This window comes from Pseudomonas sp. GL_093 (assembly GCF_057837605.1).
Map to the genome: position 1 here is coordinate 4,673,265 of NZ_CM174448.1, position 17,758 is coordinate 4,691,022.

Here is a 17,758-nt window from a genome sequence, read left to right on the forward strand (position 1 = left end):
CGGATAACGTTCAGTAGGTTCGGATCCTGTCTGGTGCAGGCGCTGACTGCTGCTCCCATCCCCTGCTCCCTTACCGGAGTACGAAAATGACTCAGTCAATGCGCTTCCTCCTATCGATCTTCCTCGCGACAGCCTCATTGGCATCAGCGAGCCTCCTGAACAATGCAGGTGCGGCAACCGCCGAGGACCTGAATGCCGACTCCCACCAAGCGTTGCAAACGCTTTACAAGTCCACCCCATTTGCCAAAACCATTTCGCAGAATGCCAAAGCGGTGCTGGTCTTCCCGAAAATCATCAAGGCCGGCCTTGTGTTTGGTGGTAGCTATGGCGAAGGCGTGCTGATGAAGGGCTCGAAAGTGGATAGTTATTACAACTCCGTAACGGGGTCATGGGGGCTGCAGGCAGGCGCCCAATCGTACGGTTATGCGTTGTTCCTGATGACTGACAAAGCCGTGAATTATGTCCGTGAGACCAAGGGCTGGGAAGTCGGCGTGGGGCCAACCGTTGTCGTGGTTGACGAAGGGGTCGCGAAGAATCTGTCGAGTTCGACACTCAAGGACGATGCCTACGCGTTCATATTCGACCAGCAAGGGTTAATGGCCGGGGTCAGCATCGAGGGAACCAAGATTTCCCTGATCAAGCGCTGAAAGCCTGCCCTTCAAGGGGTCTGTCTTTTGAAGCGTGCCGCGTCTGCGCCGTTTAAAAACGCTCCAACGCGTGGGATTCAAATTGAGAGGTGAAATTCATGAACAACATCATCTATATCGTCGGGTTAGTTGTGATTGTCGTGGTTATTCTGTCGTTTCTCGGGCTTGCATAGAATCGAAGAGCGTCTCGTGTTAGCAAGGCTGTACCTCGCATCGCGAGGTACAGCCTGCTCTCGCTTGACCTATCTGGCCTTTAGCAACTCAACCGTTTGCGCCGTGCTCCACAGGGCATTGGCGATGTAGCGATAGTTGATCAGTGCGGCCAGGTAGCCATCACCCTCGGGGGTCGTCGGGCCGGCGGTCGCGCCCCGAACCACCGCCACTTCAAAGCCAAGCTCCAGCAGTTCGCGCAGATGCGACTCGACGCACAGGTTCGCCGCCATGCCCGCCAGTATGATTTGCGACACACCGTGCTTGCGCAGCTGCAGCGCCAGGTCATTGGTTTCCGGGCCGTAAACCTTATGCGGTGAAGCAATGATGGTTTTGCCGTCGAGGATGTAGGGCTTGTATTCGGGCATGTAGTCGCCGCAATACCTGTGGGAGCGAGCTTGCTCGCGATGAACGATGACGCGGAATCCCGGACCTGACACAAAAACCAATCACCGGCCAGCAGCGGCAACAAACACCGGGAACCTGTGGCGAAGGACCGTACTTCCGCTGGGCCGCGCAGCGGCCCCCAAAAGGGGACAACTGCCCAACCCAACGTCAGTTACCCACTCACCACAGCAGACCGCACTTACGCAGGTGGATCAATTTTATCCAGCAATCGGTTTGCCGTGATTTCAGCCAGCATGACGTTATTGGCAATGCCCAACAGGGAATAGCGCGAGCCACCATCCAGGCGGTCCACCAACTCGTGGACCATCACATCAACCGAGGCCAGGGTTTCGACCAGATGCACCGCTAGGGTCTCGGTCGTGGCCTCTGCGTTCACGGAAAACAGGGTGCTGATAGTGCGCGGGGTGGCTTTGATGTCGGCAATCGACGGGAAGTGGTAATTGAGAGCCCGCTCGGCGGCTTCGTTGAGTTTTTTTGAATCGGGATCGTACGGGGAGACCGGATCGGTGTCCGGCGGATTGGGTGTGACCTTGAACATGGTAAATCCTCGTTTACTGGTGGAGCTGCCACGTTCGTTTCCAAGCGAAGGGGTGGCAGCTGTACGCAGGTTGGAAAACCAGGGTAAACGAGCCCGGCAGACCTATAAGGTCTCCCACGCACAGCCGCCATAACGGAATGCACATAGTGCGAAAAATTACGTTATGAAGAGGTGCTTTCGTGTCGTTTACCCGTCGAGTTTCCAAGCCCGACCGCTGAATGATCAGCGACACGGAAACGATAGAACCAAGGCCCACGACACACAAGCCGGCGGATTCTGGCGCAGCCGTAGGCAACGGCGCAAGGTCTTGTGGCTTTCAGGAAGTAACCTTGATGGATCTTAAACAAGCATCCTGTGGAGATGTTTAGAAATCTGACACACGCTTCTTACACGAGGTGAAACCTTGTTCCATGTCTCGACAACGGAAAGCCAACCCAACGATAAAAAATCAACTCTGCGTGTAAGGGTCTGCAGCGTCCTGCCGATAACGACAAAGCGTCGCACTTGATTGCCGGCGTTTTATGGACCGCAAAGCATTAGCAGGGACTTTACATGCGTCACCTCAGACACCTTACTTCCCCTCTGAATCAGCAAAAGATTGCTGGCGTCACCTTCCATTTCGATCCGTCCGATCAGAACGAACTGGTGACGGTGCTTCAGCGTTTTTTTGCCGAGCCGGATCAACATGCGTTGCTGGATATTCCCGAGGAAACCCGCAGCGTGTTCCTGCTCGAAGGTGAGCGCAAATGGGTGTTGAAACACAACCGCCTGACCCACTGGAAAAAGCAGCTGCAGAATTTCCTGGGCCTCAAGCGTGTGTTCGGGCTGCATGACCTGACCAACGAATTCATCAACCTGTCCGTTGTGTCCGCCAAGTCGGAGTCATCGCCCAGAGTGGCTGCATTCGGCCACGTCGGACGTTTTCCGTTTCTCAAGGAAGAGTATTTGCTGGTCAATTTTTTCGACAATCACTGCAGCGTCGATGATCGACTGATCGCCCAACCCGAGCAGGCGCAAACGCTGCTGTTGGATATTTTCCAACTGTTTGGGCAGACGCTGGTCGAGGGATTTGTGCACATGGACCCGCACCCCAAGAACATCCTGATTGGCCCCGATGGCAGGCTGCGCCTGATCGACTTCGAATGCTGCGCGCATTCGGTGCTGGATCACGACTTCAGCCTGGGTTTTCTGCTGGGTTACTTCTATCGTTTCTGGTTCAACAGGTTCATATCGGTTGAACACTACAACGCGTGCTGTGAACGCTACCTGAAGCATCAGCACCCAGCATTGAACCGTGAAGTTTTCCAGGCGGTGTATGAGCGCTTTCGTGACCGTGATGTTTCCCGTAGCACGCGTTACCGCATCCTCACGTGCCCCAAGGCCCAAGCTGCATTCCTGCACGAGTTGAGGTAACCGGCAGCGGTTGGCTCAGCCTTGTTTCAAATCGAGGCAGTAGGTGTAGTAACCCGTGTCGCGCACATAACCCAGGGATTCATACAACCGTTGCGCGCCGACATTGTCCGTGGCCGTTTCCAGCACCATGCCTTTGGCACCGGTCAACACTGCAAAGGCTCGCGCGGTGTTCATCAGCAACGTGCCGACCCCTTGCCCTCGGGCGGCGGGTGTTGTGAACAGGTCGCCGAGCAGCCAGGTGCGGTGCGCGTCGATGGAGGAGAACGTCGGGAACAACTGCACGAAACCCAGCGCCTCGCCGCTGGGGGCCTGGGCGAAGAAGATCGCGGATTCGTCCCGGGCAATGCGCTCGGCGATGAAGTCGCGAGACTGCGGCAGGTTCGACGGCTGACCGTAGAAACCTCGATAGGCGTCGAACAGGCCGGCGATTTTATCGAGGTGGGATGCGTCGGCGCGCAGGGCCTGGATGTCCATGTTGATCGTCTCCTTGCGGATTGATGTGATGATCGGGAAAAGGGAAATGTAGATCAAAAGATCGCAGCCTGCGGCAGCTCCTACAAGGGACGGCGTACGCAGGCTGCGATCTTTTTGGGTTCCGCTTTCCTCCTTAAGGCCTTTCAGTTCCGTGCAGGGGCCACCGCCGGCATTGATGTCCTGGCCAGCCCGTAATACAAAATCCCCGGCACCACCAGACCAACGATCCAGGAAATATCGACACCGCCGAGCTGCGCGACCATCGGCCCGGAGTAGAAGTGAGTATCGACGAAAGGCAACTGGATCAATACACCGATGACATACACGCTGATCCCGCGCATGTTCCAGCGGCCATAACGACCCGCCGGGTCGGACAATGCCGGGATGTCATAGCGCTCTTTGTTGATGAAGTAGTAATCCACCAGATTGATCGCGCTCCACGGTGTGAAGAAGGTCAGCAAAAACAGGATGAAGTACTTGAAGGTGTTGAGAAATGAGTACTGGCCCAGCAGCGCGAGCGTGGTGGACGCCGCGACAATCAACAACACAAACACCATGCGCTGGCGGGCGGATATCTCCAGACGACTGCGGAAACCACTGATGATGGTGGCCACGCACATGAAGCTGCCATAAGCGTTGAGCGTGGACACCGTGACCTTGCCGAACACCACGCTCAAGTACAGCAGGGACGCCATCACACCGGTGCTGCCCAACCCGACGATGGTCGCCACCTCGTGACCGCGGAAGTTCGCACCGGCCAACGCCGCGGCGAACACCCCCAGCACCATGGACGCCTGAGCGCCCAGCACCGTTCCAAGGCCGACGGCAGCGAACGTCTTCCACGACGAGGTCTTGCTCGGCAGGTAGCGTGAGTAGTCAGCCACATAAGGGCCAAAGGCGATCTGCCAGGAGGCGGACAACGACACCGCCAGCAGGAAAGTACTCCAGCCGAAGTGACGGTTTTCCAGCAACAGGCCGATATCGTTGAGGGTCATCAACCGGGTAAACAGATAGACGAAGGCGATAATGCCCAGCACGCTGGCCACCCGGCCGACCAGGTGGATGACCCGGTAACCGAAGATCGTCAGAAACGCGATGCACGAGGCGAAAATCAGGATGCCGGCGCTGTCGCTGACATGAATCAACTGGGCAATCGCCTGCCCCGACAACACCGCACCGGTGGCGCTGAAACCGAGGTACATCAGGCACACCAGGACAATCGGGATAGCCGCCCCATAGACCCCGAACTGCACACGACTGGAGATCATCTGCGGCAGCCCAAGCTTCGGTCCTTGCGCCGCGTGCAGGGCAACCACTGCCCCGCCCAGCACTTGGCCGATCAACAAGCCGATGAGCGACCAGAACACATCGCCGCCCAGCACCACGGCCAGGGCGCCGGTGACGATCGCCGTGATCTGCAGGTTGGCGCCAAGCCACAGGGTGAACTGGCTGTAGAGGCTGCCATGACGCTCGGCCTCGGGGATGTAATCGATCGAACGTGTCTCGATCAGGGGACTTCGCTGCTGACTATCGCTGACCTTGGTCATTACGTTGTTTTCCTTTGAGGCGCTTGTTTTTATTGTGTGGGCTCGAACGCTTAGAACGCCTTGCTGACACTGGCAACCACCGTGGCGGAGCACAAATCACCATAGCCGTACCAGCTCGTGCATTCGCTTTTCGACAGGTCGGTATCAATGTAGCTGAGGCCCCAGGTCACGCCCACGAAGTCACGGGTCAACTTGGCTTCCCACTCGGTGTAGGCATCGCGGCTTTCACCGTTGGCGGACCAGAAAGCCGGGTCTTTGACATCGTTGCGACCCACGCGCAGGTCCAGGCCGATCTCGGCCGGCAATTCGATTTTGTAGCTGAGGTAGGTGTAAAGGGTGTCCTGGTCCTCGCCAAAGAAGTTCGGCGTATCGTTTGAGTAGTAAGCGCCAAGCTTCACGCCATACACGTCAAGGACGGCGTAGACCTCACTCAGGTTGAATTGGCTCTCCTTTGGATAGTCGTACTTGATGTACCCCAGATCGAGGCTGATGGCCTCGGTCGCCTGCCAGTAGTAGCCCGCGTAATACTCGAGTTCCTGCCGCGTCTTGAACTCGCCGCCGAAATCGACGTTCGAGGTCCAGGCGCCAATGTACAAGCCGCTGCTGTGCATCAGCGTGGCGCCGGCCTGAGCCGCCGGATCACCCAGGGTTTGCGAAATGCCACGGGTGCGGTAGTCGCTGAAGACTCCCAGGGTCATGTCCAGGTTGAAGTCATCGTTGAGTGTCAATGCCTGGGTGGTCAGGGGTGCCAATACAAGCGTGGCAAGGGTCAATACTGAGCGTGCGTTCATACAAGTCTCTTATTTTTATGGAGGTGCGGGTTATTTCAGGCATGGCGATGCCGAGCCCCTCGTCACACGAGGAGCCAGGCAGCCTTTTGCGTGGTGCGGGTGAACGGAGGGTCAGGACGCGGGCGCGTACACCTCTTTGCCGGCGAAGAAGGTCTTCAGGACCTTGGTGTCGAACAGTTCGTCATCGCTGACCTTGAAGACATCGCGGTCGAGGATGATCAGATCGGCCTGTTTGCCGGGTGTCAGCGAACCAATCTGCTGCTCCAGGCGCAGCGCCTTGGCGGCATTGAGCGTGTAGGCGTAGAACATGGTCTGGCGATCGATGCTTTCCTTGGCATTCAACACACCCAGCGGCCCTTTGCGCGTGCTGGCCTGAGCGATGGCATTCCATGGATTGGGGCTGGACACCGGCCAGTCACTGCCACCGGCGATGACCGCACCGGCGTTATGCAGGGACTTGGCGGGATACTGATAACCGTAAGCAAACGCGCTGATATAGGGTTTGACAAGCTCGACGGTGTAACTCTCGCCGGTGGCCCACAGCAATTGCATGGAAGCGATCACGCCAAGTTGCTTGAAGCGCGGAAACTCTTTGGGGTTGACCAGTTGCAGGTGGCTGATGCTATGAGCCACCGGTGTCGGGTTGAGTTTGCGCGCGTAGGCAAAACCATTGAGTGATTCACGCACTGCACGGTCGCCGACCGCATGCATGTGCACAATCCAGTCGCGCTTCTCCGCTGCCACGACCAACTCACCGAAGTGCGCGGGGTCGATCAGCAGTTGTCCGTTTTTATGGCTGTTCTTGAAGGGAACGATGACCGCGGCGGTCTGCCCCGGAAACTCCAGAACGCCATCGGCGAATACCTTGATGCCAGGAAAACTCAGGTTGGGCACACCCTCGAATTTCTTCATGACCTTGGCCAGCACTTCCAGGTCGGCCGGCCGACTTTTCGGGTTGGTCAACAGCAGCGCAGCGACGTGGGCACTGAGTTCACCCTTCTCTGCCAATTCGCGGTAAAGCGGAAGCACGCCGTAACTCTGCTCGGTTGCCTTGAAATCGAACAACGAATCGCCACTGCCGGCGTTCGCGGCGGCGTCCATCCAGGCGGTGACGCCGTATTGATTATTGACCTTCACGGCCTCGCGGGCGGCTTTCAACATGGTCTCGTCGCTGGGCGCGGGGATCTGGCTGCGTACCTGGTCCCAGCGCGACTCGGCAAAATAGCCGTTGGGTATGAAATCCGCGTCATGACCCACATAGCTGCGATCCTGTTCCGAGAGGCCCTTTACCAGTGTCGCGTCGATTTTCAGACGCTTGAGCATGGCGTTGTTGGCCCAGCCGGTGTGCCCGTCGATCCCGCTGAGGACCACCGGTTGATCCGCCCAGCGTCCCTGATTGAAGCGCTGGCCCAGCTCACGGCTCTTGTCCCAATAGGCCGAACTGACCCCGGCGATGCTGATCACGTCACCGGCCCGGGCAATGCCCGCCTGATCCTGTTCGATGATCCACTGTTCAAGCTCCGGCAATGGCTTGACCTCATCCAGCAGGTTGGCCCCCATGCTGTCGAAGGCCGCAACCACCGGGTGACTGTGGGTATCAATCATTCCCGGCATCAGCACCTTGCCCGCCAGATCGATCCGTTGCGTGCCGGTGTCGGCCAAGGCGTTGATCTCGGCATTGCTGCCCACCTTGAGAATCTTGCCGTCTTGCACGGCCACTGCCTGGACCAGCCCCTGACCGGGTTCGGCGGTGAAGACCTTGCCGTTGAACAACACCAGGTCAGCGGCGGCCATGGCTTGCACCGAAGAAAAGGCCAGGGCTGCGGCCAACAGGTTTGGAATAAATCGCTGCATCGGAACACTCTCTTGTTTTTATTGGGCTGGGCGGGCGGCTGATGCCTGGGACAATGCCTTCGGATCAAGGCCAACGAACGGCGCCTTGGCCCACACGACCTGGCCGCCCACGACCGTCAGCAGCACGTTGTTTCGAGCCAACTCCTCCTCGGGGACCTGCATAAAGTTCTTGTCCAGAACGATCAGGTCCGCGAACTTGCCCACCTCGACCGAACCGACGACAGCATCCAGTTTCAGCTGCTCGGCGGCGTTCATGGTGATGGTGCGCAGCACTTCAGTCCGCGACAGCGCCGGGTCGGCATTCAGCCTGCCCGCATACTTGGGGCCATAGCTGTGCGGGTTCAGCGGATCACCTGAGCGGGTGACACCGATCTTCAGCGCCAGGAACTCGTCGAGCGGGTCGACCGGCCAGTCGCTGCCATACGCCACACGGCCGCCGGCACGAGCGATGCTGCCGGAGGGTTCCATGCGGGCAAATCGCGCCGCCCCTAGATGTTCGTTGGTACCGTCGACCGTGGACGGCGCTTGCTGGGCCCACTGGAAGGACATGTTGGCGGTCACGTCGAGCGCCTTGAAGCGCGCATAGTCGGCAGGGTCCACCGACTCGTTGTGAGTAATGGCCGGGCGGAAGCCATTGCCGGGCAGTTGCTGGCGCACGTATTCGATGCCGTTCAGTGAGTCACGCACCGCGCGGTCTCCAGTAGCGTGAAGGTGCGGATCGAGGCCGGCCTGAACGGCTTTCAGCAGCAGCGGGTTGAGCACTTGCGGCGGGAAGTACAGCTCACCGGTGTTCTTGCCGGGTGTCCACTTCGGCGCTGTATCGGTGCCGGCATTGCGCAGGTACGGCGTCAACATTGCCCCCGTGTCCGCCGGCGCGTTGATGATGCCGTCCATGAACAATTTGACGTGGCGCATGCTCACGCCCGGCGCCGGTTTCGCTTCGCCCTGATCGTAGGTGGTGGCCATTGCCTTGGCCTCGGCGATGGTTTTGTCCGGGTCGGCAGCCGCGGCGGCAGGGTCGAGTTTGATCGCCAGCAAGGCCCGGGCCGTCAGTTCACCCGACTGCTGCAGGGTGGTAAACGCTTTGCCGTTTTCCGGCCCCGACAAGGCATCGAAGAAACTGGTGATGCCTTGCTGGCGCATGGCGTCGAGCGCCGCGCGGGTCTGATTGAGTTTCTCTGCGTCGGTGGCGGGCGGCACCACGGCGGCCATGGCCTCGGCGGCTCCGTCTTCGCAGATGCCGTTCGGGTTGCCGGCGCTGTCGCGCATGTACTTGCCATCACCGGGATTGGCCGTGTGCTTGTTGATGCCGGCGACCGCCAGGCCGCGGGAGTTGGTCAGCACCGTATGGAAGTCGGTGGAACGGACTTGAATTGGACGGTTGGTCTTGAGCGCATCCAGTGTCGATTTGTCGGGGTCGCCGTCGAGTCCGGTCATGCCAATGCGGTCCCAGCTGCCCACTTCGAGCCAGACGTCGGGGCCTTTGTCTTTATCGGCATCCAGGCATGCCTGAATGGTTTCCTGGAAAGCCTTGCGGGTCATCGTCTGGTATTTCAGGTCGCACAAGGTCATGGCGCGGCCGCCATCCCCCGGATGCATGTGCGCATCAATGAAGCCCGGCATCAGCATGCGGCCGGCCAGATCGATCAGCTGTGTCTGCGTGCCGATGTACGAGGCAACCCCTGCATCGCTGCCGACGTAAACGATCTTCCCGCCCGTGACGGCGATCGCCTGCTGCACGGAATTCTTGCCGTCGACGGTGTAGACATAGCCGTTGCGCATGACCATGTCGGCGCCTGTCGAAGCGTGTGTCTGACACCCCACCAGCGCCGCGCAGGAAAATGTCGTTGTCGCGGCAACGGCGATAAATAGCCTGGAAAATTTCAACTGCCTCACCTCTGTTTTTATAGTTTTTGAAGTGGCCCGAACGGACGGTCGCAAGCCCCTGATATGCAGGGCATACCCTATAGAGCGCGACGGTCGGATGGACCTCCACAAATGAGGAGGGGTAAGGCAAATACCGGTCAGTTGAGCAGCAACGCAGTCCTTGTAGCAGCTGCCGAAGACTGCGTCCGGCTGCGCAGCAGTCGTAAACCCTGAGTGCGCGGTGAGTCTGGTGCACCGCATCGTCTGACTTCACGACTGCTGCGCAGCCGGACGCAGCCTTCGGCAGCTGCTACAAGGACTGCGTTATGGCTTAAGGCGCTGGGCTTAATTACGACGTGCAGTTTCCGCAAGCGAGGTCGATGAGCGCAGGACAGAACCCAGCTCCACTTTGCTCTTCACGCCGAGCTGCAAGTAGCAGTTGCGCAGATAGGTGCGCACTGTGGCCGGACTCAGAGCAAGGATTTTGGCGATTTCCTTATAGGAGTGACCGGCGGCGAACAGCATCGCCGCCGTGCGCTCGCGTGGCGCCAGCACCGCCCCGCGCGACTGTGTTTCGAGTGACAGGATGACGTGCTCGGCGTTGGGGCTCAGTGTCATTGCAGTGCGACCCAGGCGAATCACACACGGCGCCTTTTGCAGTTGCGCGATGACATCAACGGGAAGCATTGAACCGCTCCACCCGGGCAACTCGCGCTGAATGGCGGCGCACAGACTTGCGCCGACGTACAGCAGACTGCCGTCCATCCGGGCGACCCCGAAGTCACTCGCCCCGTTGCCCGTGTCGCAGCGAATCATGTCCTGCACCTGAAAGCGCCACAACTGCAACAGATGGTCGCAGAACGCCGAGAACAACCCGTCCTCGCTGTCATTGAAAACCGGTGCATGAAGGCCACGGTAGAGACAGACGAAGAACATCAAGCCGCTTTCAGGGAGTTCGAACGTGATGCACATCAGGTGGTAGAGGTCGTGCCGCCGTGCGAAGTCGTTCACCTCCTCGCAGGGGTCGGTGAACCCACTGTCGCGCACAACTTCCCCGGGTTGACTTAAGGTCTCCTGGGAAAATCTGTCGCTGACCGCCACTTTGTGCCATTCGACGGCAAACGACTCGGGCAGATTGATCCGCCCGTGCATCCAGCTTTGGGGGGGAGTACTGGCGTCTGACGTCGACATCTCGCCCCACCATGCCGAAGCGAAGGGCACCAGTTGACGGAAGGCCTGCAGGCCGTCTGCGATGAATTGGGATGCGCCGCGGTCTCGAGCAAGCCGACCCAGGTGCAACACGCACCGATTGAACGCGGTCAGCGTGGCCATCGACGCCTTGGCGCCGATCTCATCACCCTCCTCCATTGTTTTTATCCTGTTTACTACATGGCGTATTTTTTCGACGATGCCATAGGCGCGGTTATGGCGTCCAGCGAGCGCTGTTGTTGCGGGAGAATTCTGGTTTAAACAGACCCAAGGGCAGGCGCAACACCGTCTAATCTGAATAGAGTACGACCACAAACATGCCTCTAGCCTCTTGATACAGGGGAAACGGGATGACCGGAAAAACAGCGCGCCAGTGCTCGTCATGGATCCTGCCCTCCCTGCTCGCCATCAACCTGGCGCTGACAGCGGGATGTGCAGGCAAAGCTGCGACAGCTCGCTATACGGCCTCAAACATAGGTGACAGCTGCTATGCAAAAGCGCTGCCCACTGCCGGCGAGGGCGGTCTGGCTTGGGGCACCACCTTGAACATGGCTCGCCAAAAATCCCTGGATAATTGCATACGCTATGCCGGCCAATCCGGTGGCACGCCCAATACCTGCAAAGTGGTGTTGGCGGAGTGCAAAAATTGAAGCTTTAGGCCCAGAAGCAGCCATTCACTGATTCAAGCCCCTTTGCAAAGTCACTTCCGACAGGTCGTCTTTCTGACGTCGATCTGATTTTGGCTTGCTCGAAACATATGGATAACCGTATATTCGGACAACCATATGTATTGAAGACGCCTCCATGCTGAACCCTGCCGCCGTATTCAAATGCCTGTCCGACGAAACTCGCACACGGGCCACCTTGCTGATCACCCGTGAGGGAGAGTTATGCGTCTGCGAACTGGTCTGCGCCCTGGACGACAGTCAGCCGAAAATCTCCCGTCACCTCGCGCAGCTCCGAGCATGTGGCCTGCTGCTGGACCGCCGCCAGGGTCAGTGGGTGTATTACCGGCTCAACCCCGAACTGCCAAAGTGGGTTCGCACCATTCTTGAGACAACCCTGGACGCCAACGCCGACTGGCTTGAGGAAAACAGCACTCGACTCAAAGCGATGGGCGACCGCCCTATCAACACTGCCGCCTGCTGCTGACCCATCACCTGTCGAGACTGCTCATGTTTACTGCGTTCGCCATTTTTCTCGTCACCATTGTGTTGGTCATCTGGCAGCCCAAGGGATTGGGTGTCGGCTGGAGCGCCTCCTTGGGGGCCGTTCTGGCACTGATTGCAGGCGTCGTGACGCTGGACGATATTCCATTGGTGTGGGGCATTGTCTGGAACGCCACCGCTACGTTTATCGCGGTCATCATCATTAGCTTGTTGCTTGATGAGGCAGGCTTCTTTCAGTGGGCCGCCCTGCATGTGGCACGCTGGGCCAAGGGCGATGGTCGTCGCCTGTTCGCTTTCACGGTGCTACTGGGCGCAGCCGTTTCCGCCCTGTTTGCCAATGACGGTGCGGCGCTGATACTGACCCCCATCGTCATTTCGATTTTGCTTGCCTTGCGCTTTTCCCCAGCATCTACCCTGGCGTTTGTCATGGCGGCGGGCTTTATTGCCGACACCGCCAGCCTGCCCCTGGTGGTGTCGAATCTCGTCAATATCGTTTCAGCCGACTACTTCGGCCTGGGTTTCAGCGAGTACGCGTCGGTCATGGTCCCGGTCAATTTCGTTGCCGTGGGCTCCACTCTCGGGGTGCTGTACTGGTTTTTCCGTCGCGACATACCCGAACGCTATTCACTGGATGATCTACAAGATCCACGACGTGCCGTGCGAGACCCACTGACCTTTCGCGTCGGCTGGATTGTCCTGGGTTTGTTGCTGATTGGGCTGTTTGCACTGGAGCCACTGGGCATTCCTATCAGTGTCATTGCGGCGGTCTGCGCCGCGATGCTGTTCGCCGTTGCGGCGCGTGGGCATGTGATTTCAACCCGACGTGTGTTGCGTGAAGCGCCATGGCAGGTCGTGACCTTTTCGCTGGGCATGTACCTGGTGGTTTATGGGCTGAAAAACGCGGGCCTGACAACCTATCTGACGGTAGCCCTGAACTACTTTGCCGAATTCGGCATCTGGGGCGCCGCGTTGGGGACCGGTTTTCTCACCGCGTTGCTGTCATCCGGCATGAACAACATGCCTACGGTGTTGGTGGGTGCGCTGTCGATCCAGGCCAGTGACGCCACCGGCGTGGTGCGTGAGGCCATGATCTACTCCAATGTCATCGGCTCTGATCTGGGCCCGAAAATCACGCCTATCGGTAGCCTGGCAACACTGCTCTGGCTGCATGTTCTGAAGCGCAAGGGCATCCGCATCACCTGGGGTTACTACTTCAAGGTGGGTGTCGTTCTGACGCTGCCGATTCTGTTCATCACCTTATCTGCCCTGGCCTTGCGCCTGGGCGTTTAGCACCTGCCCGTCTGGAAAGAGGAGTCGCCATGCGCGTTCTGTTCATGTGTACCGCCAATAGCTGTCGCAGCATTCTGTCCGAAGCGATGTTCAATCATCTCGCACCACAAGGTTTCCAGGCGATCAGCGCCGGCAGCTTCCCCAAAGGACAGGTTCTGCCGCGCAGCCTGACCACGTTGCAAGAGGCCGGGATTGCGATCGACGGGTTAAGCAGCAAAGGCAACGACGCCTTCGAGGCCAACCCGCCGGACATTGTCATCACCGTCTGCGACAAGGCCGCCGGTGAGGCGTGCCCGGTCTACTTCGGACCGGCCCTCAAGGCCCACTGGGGACTGGAAGATCCATCAGAGGTGAAGGGTGATGAGACCGTCGTCGCCGCTGCATTTCACTCGACCCTGGCACGCATCGAAACACGCTGCCGGGCGTTCCTCGCCCTGCCCTTCGCCCAACTTGATCGCGATGCGCTGAAGCGCGAACTCGACCGCATCAGCACGCTGTAACCGGAGCCCCCATGACCAACCCACTGCCTAATCTCGACGCGTCATTGATTCAGCCCATTGCCAGTGACGACGGCCAACACAAGCCACGAATCCTCCTGCTGTACGGGTCGACCCGCGCACGGTCATTCAGTCGGCTGCTGGTCGAAGAAGCAGCCCGCCTGCTCGAACACTTCGGTGCAGAAACGCGGATCTTCAATCCATCGGGACTACCGCTACCGGATGACGCACCCGGCGATCACCCGAAAGTTCAGGAGTTGCTTGAGCTGATGCAATGGTCTGAAGGACAGGTCTGGTGCTCACCCGAGCGCCACGGTTCCATGTCTGCCGTATTCAAGGCCCAGATTGACTGGGTGCCGCTGGCCTTGGGCGCCGTTCGCCCGACCCAAGGGAAAACGCTCGCCGTCATGCAGGTCAGCGGCGGTTCCCAATCCTTTAACGTGGTGAATCAGCTTCGCGTGCTGGGACGCTGGATGCGGATGTTCACGATCCCTAATCAATCGTCCGTGCCGAAGGCTTTTCTGGAGTTTGACGAAGGCAACCGCATGAAACCGTCCTCGCTGTATGACCGGGTGGTCGACGTCATGGAAGAACTGGTGAAGTTCACGTTGCTGCTGCGCGAGCGCCCGGATCTGGTTGACCGCTACTCCGAACGCAAGGAGTCAGCGGAAGAACTGACTCAGCGTGTGAATCAACGCTCGATTTGAAAACAGGGTGTCCGCACCTTGGTAACTAAATGAAGTAATGAATTAAAGCGTTATAACCCGTTGCGACACCGGAGCACGGGTTAACAACCGTCGGTCTATAAAACCCCTGCCAGAAAACCTGCGAAAACTTCGTGATCTAGTCTGACTGCACGTTCGGCAGGAGATTACTCATGTCATTGGCTGAAGAACGAAAACCTCAGCGCCGCAAGGAAACCCGGCTCTTTCTCTTTCTTGTCGTCTGCCTCTTTCCGCTGCTGTCGGTCGCTTTCGTCGGCGGTTACGGTTTTATCGTCTGGTTTTTCCAGATGCTGTACGGCCCACCGGGACCACCCAACTAACTAATAGCTTTTTCTGAAAGCCTATTGGAGCCAGCGCATGGACGAAGCTTTGCATATTGCCAGTCTTGTCGTACTTGCCCGACCTGAAATGTTCGACGCCGTTAAAGCCAACCTGCGTCTGTTGGACGGCCTGGAACTGCATCAGGAAAGTGCGGCGGGAAAACTGGTGGTGGTCCTTGAAGCCGTACACGAAAGCCAGATCCTTCAACGCATCGAACAGATCAACAACTTGCCCGGCGTACTCAACGCGGCGTTGATCTATCACGAACTCCTCGAACCCGAAGGAGATATCGAATGAGCATGTCGCGCCGAGCATTCGTCAAGGCCCAGGCCGCCGCCATTGCAGCCGCCGCTGCTGGCCTGCCGATTATTACCGACGCCAGTAATCTGGTGACCGAAGCGGACATGGTCACCCTGGACTGGAACAAGGCGCCCTGCCGTTTCTGCGGCACCGGGTGCAGCGTGATGGTTGCGACCAAGGACAACCGGGTGGTCGCCACCCACGGCGACGTCAAGGCAGAGGTCAACCGCGGACTGAACTGCGTGAAGGGCTATTTCCTTTCGAAGATCATGTACGGCGTTGATCGCCTGACCCAACCGCTTTTGCGCATGACGAATGGCCAGTACGACAAGCAAGGCGAATTCCAGCCGATCAGTTGGGAGAAGGCCTTCGACATCATGGAACTGAAATTCAAGGAAGCCTTGAAGAGCAAAGGTCCCGGGTCGGTCGGTATGTTCGGCTCCGGGCAATGGACCGTGTGGGAAGGCTATGCCGCCAACAAGCTGATGAAAGCAGGCTTTCGCAGCAACAACATCGACCCCAACGCCCGCCATTGCATGGCCTCGGCGGTGATGGGTTTTATGCGCACCTTTGGCATGGATGAGCCGATGGGGTGCTACGACGACATCGAAGCCACCGACGCTTTCGTGCTCTGGGGCTCGAACATGGCCGAGATGCACCCGGTGCTCTGGAGCCGGGTCACCGACCGCCGCCTGAGCCAGCCTCACGTGAAAGTGGCCGTGCTGTCGACCTTCGAACATCGCAGTTTCGAGCTCGCCGACATCCCCATGGTGTTCAAGCCGCAAACCGACCTGATGATCCTTAACTACATCGCCAACCACATCATTGAAAGCGGCGCAGTGAACCAGGATTTCATTACTAAACACACCCGATTTGCCAAAGGTGCCGACGACATCGGATACGGCCTGCGCCCCGACGACCCTCGGGAAATGAAGGCAAAAAACGCGGACAAGGCCAACACCTGGACGGATATTTCCTTCGAACAATACGCAGCGTTCGTCAAACCTTACACGCTGGAAAAAACTGCCAAGGAGACGGGCGTTCCGGCTGAAAGGCTCAAGGCCCTGGCCGAGTTGTATGCCGACCCCAAGCGCAAGGTCGTGTCGTTCTGGACCATGGGTTTCAACCAGCACACTCGCGGCGTCTGGGCCAACAACCTGATCTACAACATCCATCTGCTCACCGGCAAAATCAGCGAGCCGGGCAACAGCCCCTTCTCGTTGACCGGCCAGCCATCGGCCTGTGGTACGGCACGCGAAGTCGGGACCTTCTCCCACCGCTTGCCCGCCGATCTTGTCGTCACCAACCCCAAGCATCGCGCCATCGCCGAAAAAATCTGGAAGCTGCCCGCCGGCACCATTCAGGAGAAGCCTGGTTTTCACGCGGTGGAACAGAGCCGCATGCTCAAGGACGGCGTACTCAACGTTTACTGGACCCAGGCCAGCAACAACATGCACGCCGGGCCGAACATCATGCAGGAAGTTCTGCCGGGCTGGCGCAACCCGGATAATTTCGTGATTGTCTCGGATGTCTACCCCACCGTTTCCGCGCAAGCCGCCGACCTGATCCTGCCCAGCGCCATGTGGGTGGAAAAGGAAGGTGCCTTCGGCAACGCCGAGCGGCGTACGCAATTCTGGCATCAGTTGGTGACCGCGCCGGGGGACGCCAAGTCGGACCTGTGGCAGTTGCTGGAGTTTTCCAAGCGTTTCACCACCGATGAAACCTGGCCCGCCGAGTTACTGGCCAAGTCTCCTGAGCACAAGGGCAAAACCCTGTTTGAAGTGCTTTACAAGAATGGCCAGGTAGACCAGTTCCCGGTCGAGCAAATGGAAGCCGGATACAAAAATGATGAAGCCAAAGCCTTTGGCTTCTACCTGCAAAAAGGTTTGTTCGAGGAGTACGCCCAGTTCGGTCGCGGCCACGGGCATGACCTTGCCACGTTCGACCGCTACCACAGCGAACGAGGCCTGCGCTGGCCAGTAGTCGACGGCAAGGAAACCCGCTGGCGTTACCGCGAGGGGCTCGACCCCTATGTGGAGAAAGGCAGCGAGGTGCAGTTCTACGGCTACCCGGACAAGAAGGCGATCATCTTCGCCCTCCCCTACGAGCCGCCAGCCGAAGCCCCGGATGCCGATTACCCGTTCTGGCTGAGCACCGGACGCGTCCTCGAACACTGGCACACCGGCACCATGACCCAACGCGTCGAGGAACTGTACAAAGCGGTGCCGGACGCGTTGGTCTACATGCACCCCGACGATGCCAAGGCCTTGAAGGCGAGGCGTGGCAGTGAAGTGAAGTTGATCAGCCGACGCGGTGAAATCCGTGCGCGCATCGAGACCCGCGGGCGTAACAAACCGCCTCAAGGATTGGTGTTCGTGCCGTTTTTCGATGCCAACAAGCTGATCAACAAAGTCACGCTCGATGCCACCGACCCGATCTCCAAGCAGACCGACTATAAAAAATGCGCGATACGAATCGAGTTGATCAGCGTGGCCTGAG

17 protein-coding genes and 1 pseudogene are annotated in these 17,758 nt (G+C 58.6%); 10 read left to right on the forward strand and 8 right to left on the reverse strand.

Annotated features, from left to right (window positions below; all coding sequences use genetic code 11):
• The first annotated feature begins 86 nt into the window (after positions 1-86).
• Complete coding sequence (locus tag AC3IUE_RS21585; RefSeq protein WP_489263701.1) at positions 87-647, forward strand: lipid-binding SYLF domain-containing protein; 561 nt, start codon at positions 87-89, stop codon at positions 645-647.
• Positions 648-889: 242 nt separating this feature from the next.
• Here the strand turns inward: AC3IUE_RS21585 and AC3IUE_RS21590 are convergent.
• Positions 890-1,231 (reverse strand): annotated as a pseudogene (locus tag AC3IUE_RS21590) (cysteine hydrolase family protein); the annotation flags it as partial.
• 212 nt (positions 1,232-1,443) lie between these two features.
• Positions 1,444-1,803, reverse strand: coding sequence for a DUF6124 family protein (locus AC3IUE_RS21595; protein WP_489263702.1), 360 nt, complete (start codon positions 1,801-1,803; stop codon positions 1,444-1,446).
• Between the two features lie 552 nt (positions 1,804-2,355).
• Between AC3IUE_RS21595 and AC3IUE_RS21600 the strand changes: the two genes are divergently transcribed.
• The gene (locus AC3IUE_RS21600; RefSeq protein ID WP_489263703.1) at positions 2,356-3,216 is read left to right on the forward strand and encodes a phosphotransferase; all 861 of its coding nucleotides are present in this window, start codon (positions 2,356-2,358) and stop codon (positions 3,214-3,216) included.
• Between the two features lie 15 nt (positions 3,217-3,231).
• On the opposite strand, the gene AC3IUE_RS21605 is transcribed toward AC3IUE_RS21600, so the two are convergent.
• The 6 genes from AC3IUE_RS21605 to AC3IUE_RS21630 form a co-directional block, all read right to left on the reverse strand.
• Positions 3,232-3,690, reverse strand: coding sequence for a GNAT family N-acetyltransferase (locus tag AC3IUE_RS21605; protein WP_489263704.1), 459 nt, complete (start codon positions 3,688-3,690; stop codon positions 3,232-3,234).
• Between the two features lie 143 nt (positions 3,691-3,833).
• The gene (locus tag AC3IUE_RS21610; RefSeq protein ID WP_489263705.1) at positions 3,834-5,237 is read right to left on the reverse strand and encodes a purine-cytosine permease family protein; all 1,404 of its coding nucleotides are present in this window, start codon (positions 5,235-5,237) and stop codon (positions 3,834-3,836) included.
• A 50-nt stretch (positions 5,238-5,287) separates the two neighbouring features.
• Positions 5,288-6,028, reverse strand: coding sequence for a TorF family putative porin (locus AC3IUE_RS21615; RefSeq protein ID WP_489263707.1), 741 nt, complete (start codon positions 6,026-6,028; stop codon positions 5,288-5,290).
• A 111-nt stretch (positions 6,029-6,139) separates the two neighbouring features.
• A complete protein-coding gene (locus AC3IUE_RS21620; protein WP_489263708.1) occupies positions 6,140-7,882 on the reverse strand; it encodes an amidohydrolase in 1,743 nt (580 codons plus the stop codon).
• Between the two features lie 18 nt (positions 7,883-7,900).
• Positions 7,901-9,769 (reverse strand): amidohydrolase, encoded by a 1,869-nt coding sequence (locus tag AC3IUE_RS21625; protein ID WP_489263709.1) that lies wholly within the window; start codon positions 9,767-9,769, stop codon positions 7,901-7,903.
• Positions 9,770-10,093: 324 nt separating this feature from the next.
• On the reverse strand, positions 10,094-11,116 hold the full coding sequence (locus tag AC3IUE_RS21630) for a helix-turn-helix transcriptional regulator (RefSeq protein ID WP_489263710.1): 1,023 nt from the start codon (positions 11,114-11,116) through the stop codon (positions 10,094-10,096).
• Between the two features lie 191 nt (positions 11,117-11,307).
• Here AC3IUE_RS21630 and AC3IUE_RS21635 point away from each other — a divergent pair, with 191 nt between their 5' ends.
• The 8 genes from AC3IUE_RS21635 to napA all read left to right on the forward strand — a co-directional run bounded on the left by AC3IUE_RS21635 (position 11,308) and on the right by napA (position 17,757).
• The gene (locus tag AC3IUE_RS21635) at positions 11,308-11,607 is read left to right on the forward strand and encodes a hypothetical protein (RefSeq protein WP_489263711.1); all 300 of its coding nucleotides are present in this window, start codon (positions 11,308-11,310) and stop codon (positions 11,605-11,607) included.
• Positions 11,608-11,761: 154 nt separating this feature from the next.
• Complete coding sequence (locus AC3IUE_RS21640; RefSeq protein WP_489263712.1) at positions 11,762-12,109, forward strand: metalloregulator ArsR/SmtB family transcription factor; 348 nt, start codon at positions 11,762-11,764, stop codon at positions 12,107-12,109.
• 23 nt (positions 12,110-12,132) lie between these two features.
• Positions 12,133-13,416, forward strand: coding sequence for an arsenic transporter (locus AC3IUE_RS21645; protein ID WP_489263713.1), 1,284 nt, complete (start codon positions 12,133-12,135; stop codon positions 13,414-13,416).
• A gap of 29 nt (positions 13,417-13,445) precedes the next feature.
• Positions 13,446-13,916, forward strand: coding sequence for an arsenate reductase ArsC (locus tag AC3IUE_RS21650; protein WP_008154752.1), 471 nt, complete (start codon positions 13,446-13,448; stop codon positions 13,914-13,916).
• A gap of 11 nt (positions 13,917-13,927) precedes the next feature.
• Positions 13,928-14,620: an arsenical resistance protein ArsH gene (gene arsH, locus AC3IUE_RS21655; RefSeq protein WP_489263714.1), complete on the forward strand. Its 693-nt coding sequence runs from the start codon at positions 13,928-13,930 to the stop codon at positions 14,618-14,620.
• Positions 14,621-14,790: 170 nt separating this feature from the next.
• Positions 14,791-14,958, forward strand: coding sequence for a periplasmic nitrate reductase, NapE protein (gene napE, locus AC3IUE_RS21660; protein ID WP_223430521.1), 168 nt, complete (start codon positions 14,791-14,793; stop codon positions 14,956-14,958).
• A gap of 37 nt (positions 14,959-14,995) precedes the next feature.
• Positions 14,996-15,256 carry a chaperone NapD gene (locus AC3IUE_RS21665; RefSeq protein ID WP_056744788.1) on the forward strand — a complete coding sequence of 87 codons (261 nt, stop codon included), beginning with the start codon at positions 14,996-14,998 and terminating at the stop codon, positions 15,254-15,256.
• Positions 15,253-17,757, forward strand: coding sequence for a nitrate reductase catalytic subunit NapA (gene napA, locus AC3IUE_RS21670; RefSeq protein ID WP_489263715.1), 2,505 nt, complete (start codon positions 15,253-15,255; stop codon positions 17,755-17,757). Before AC3IUE_RS21665 ends, napA begins: the two co-directional genes overlap by 4 nt.
• The last annotated feature ends 1 nt before the right edge of the window (position 17,758 follow it).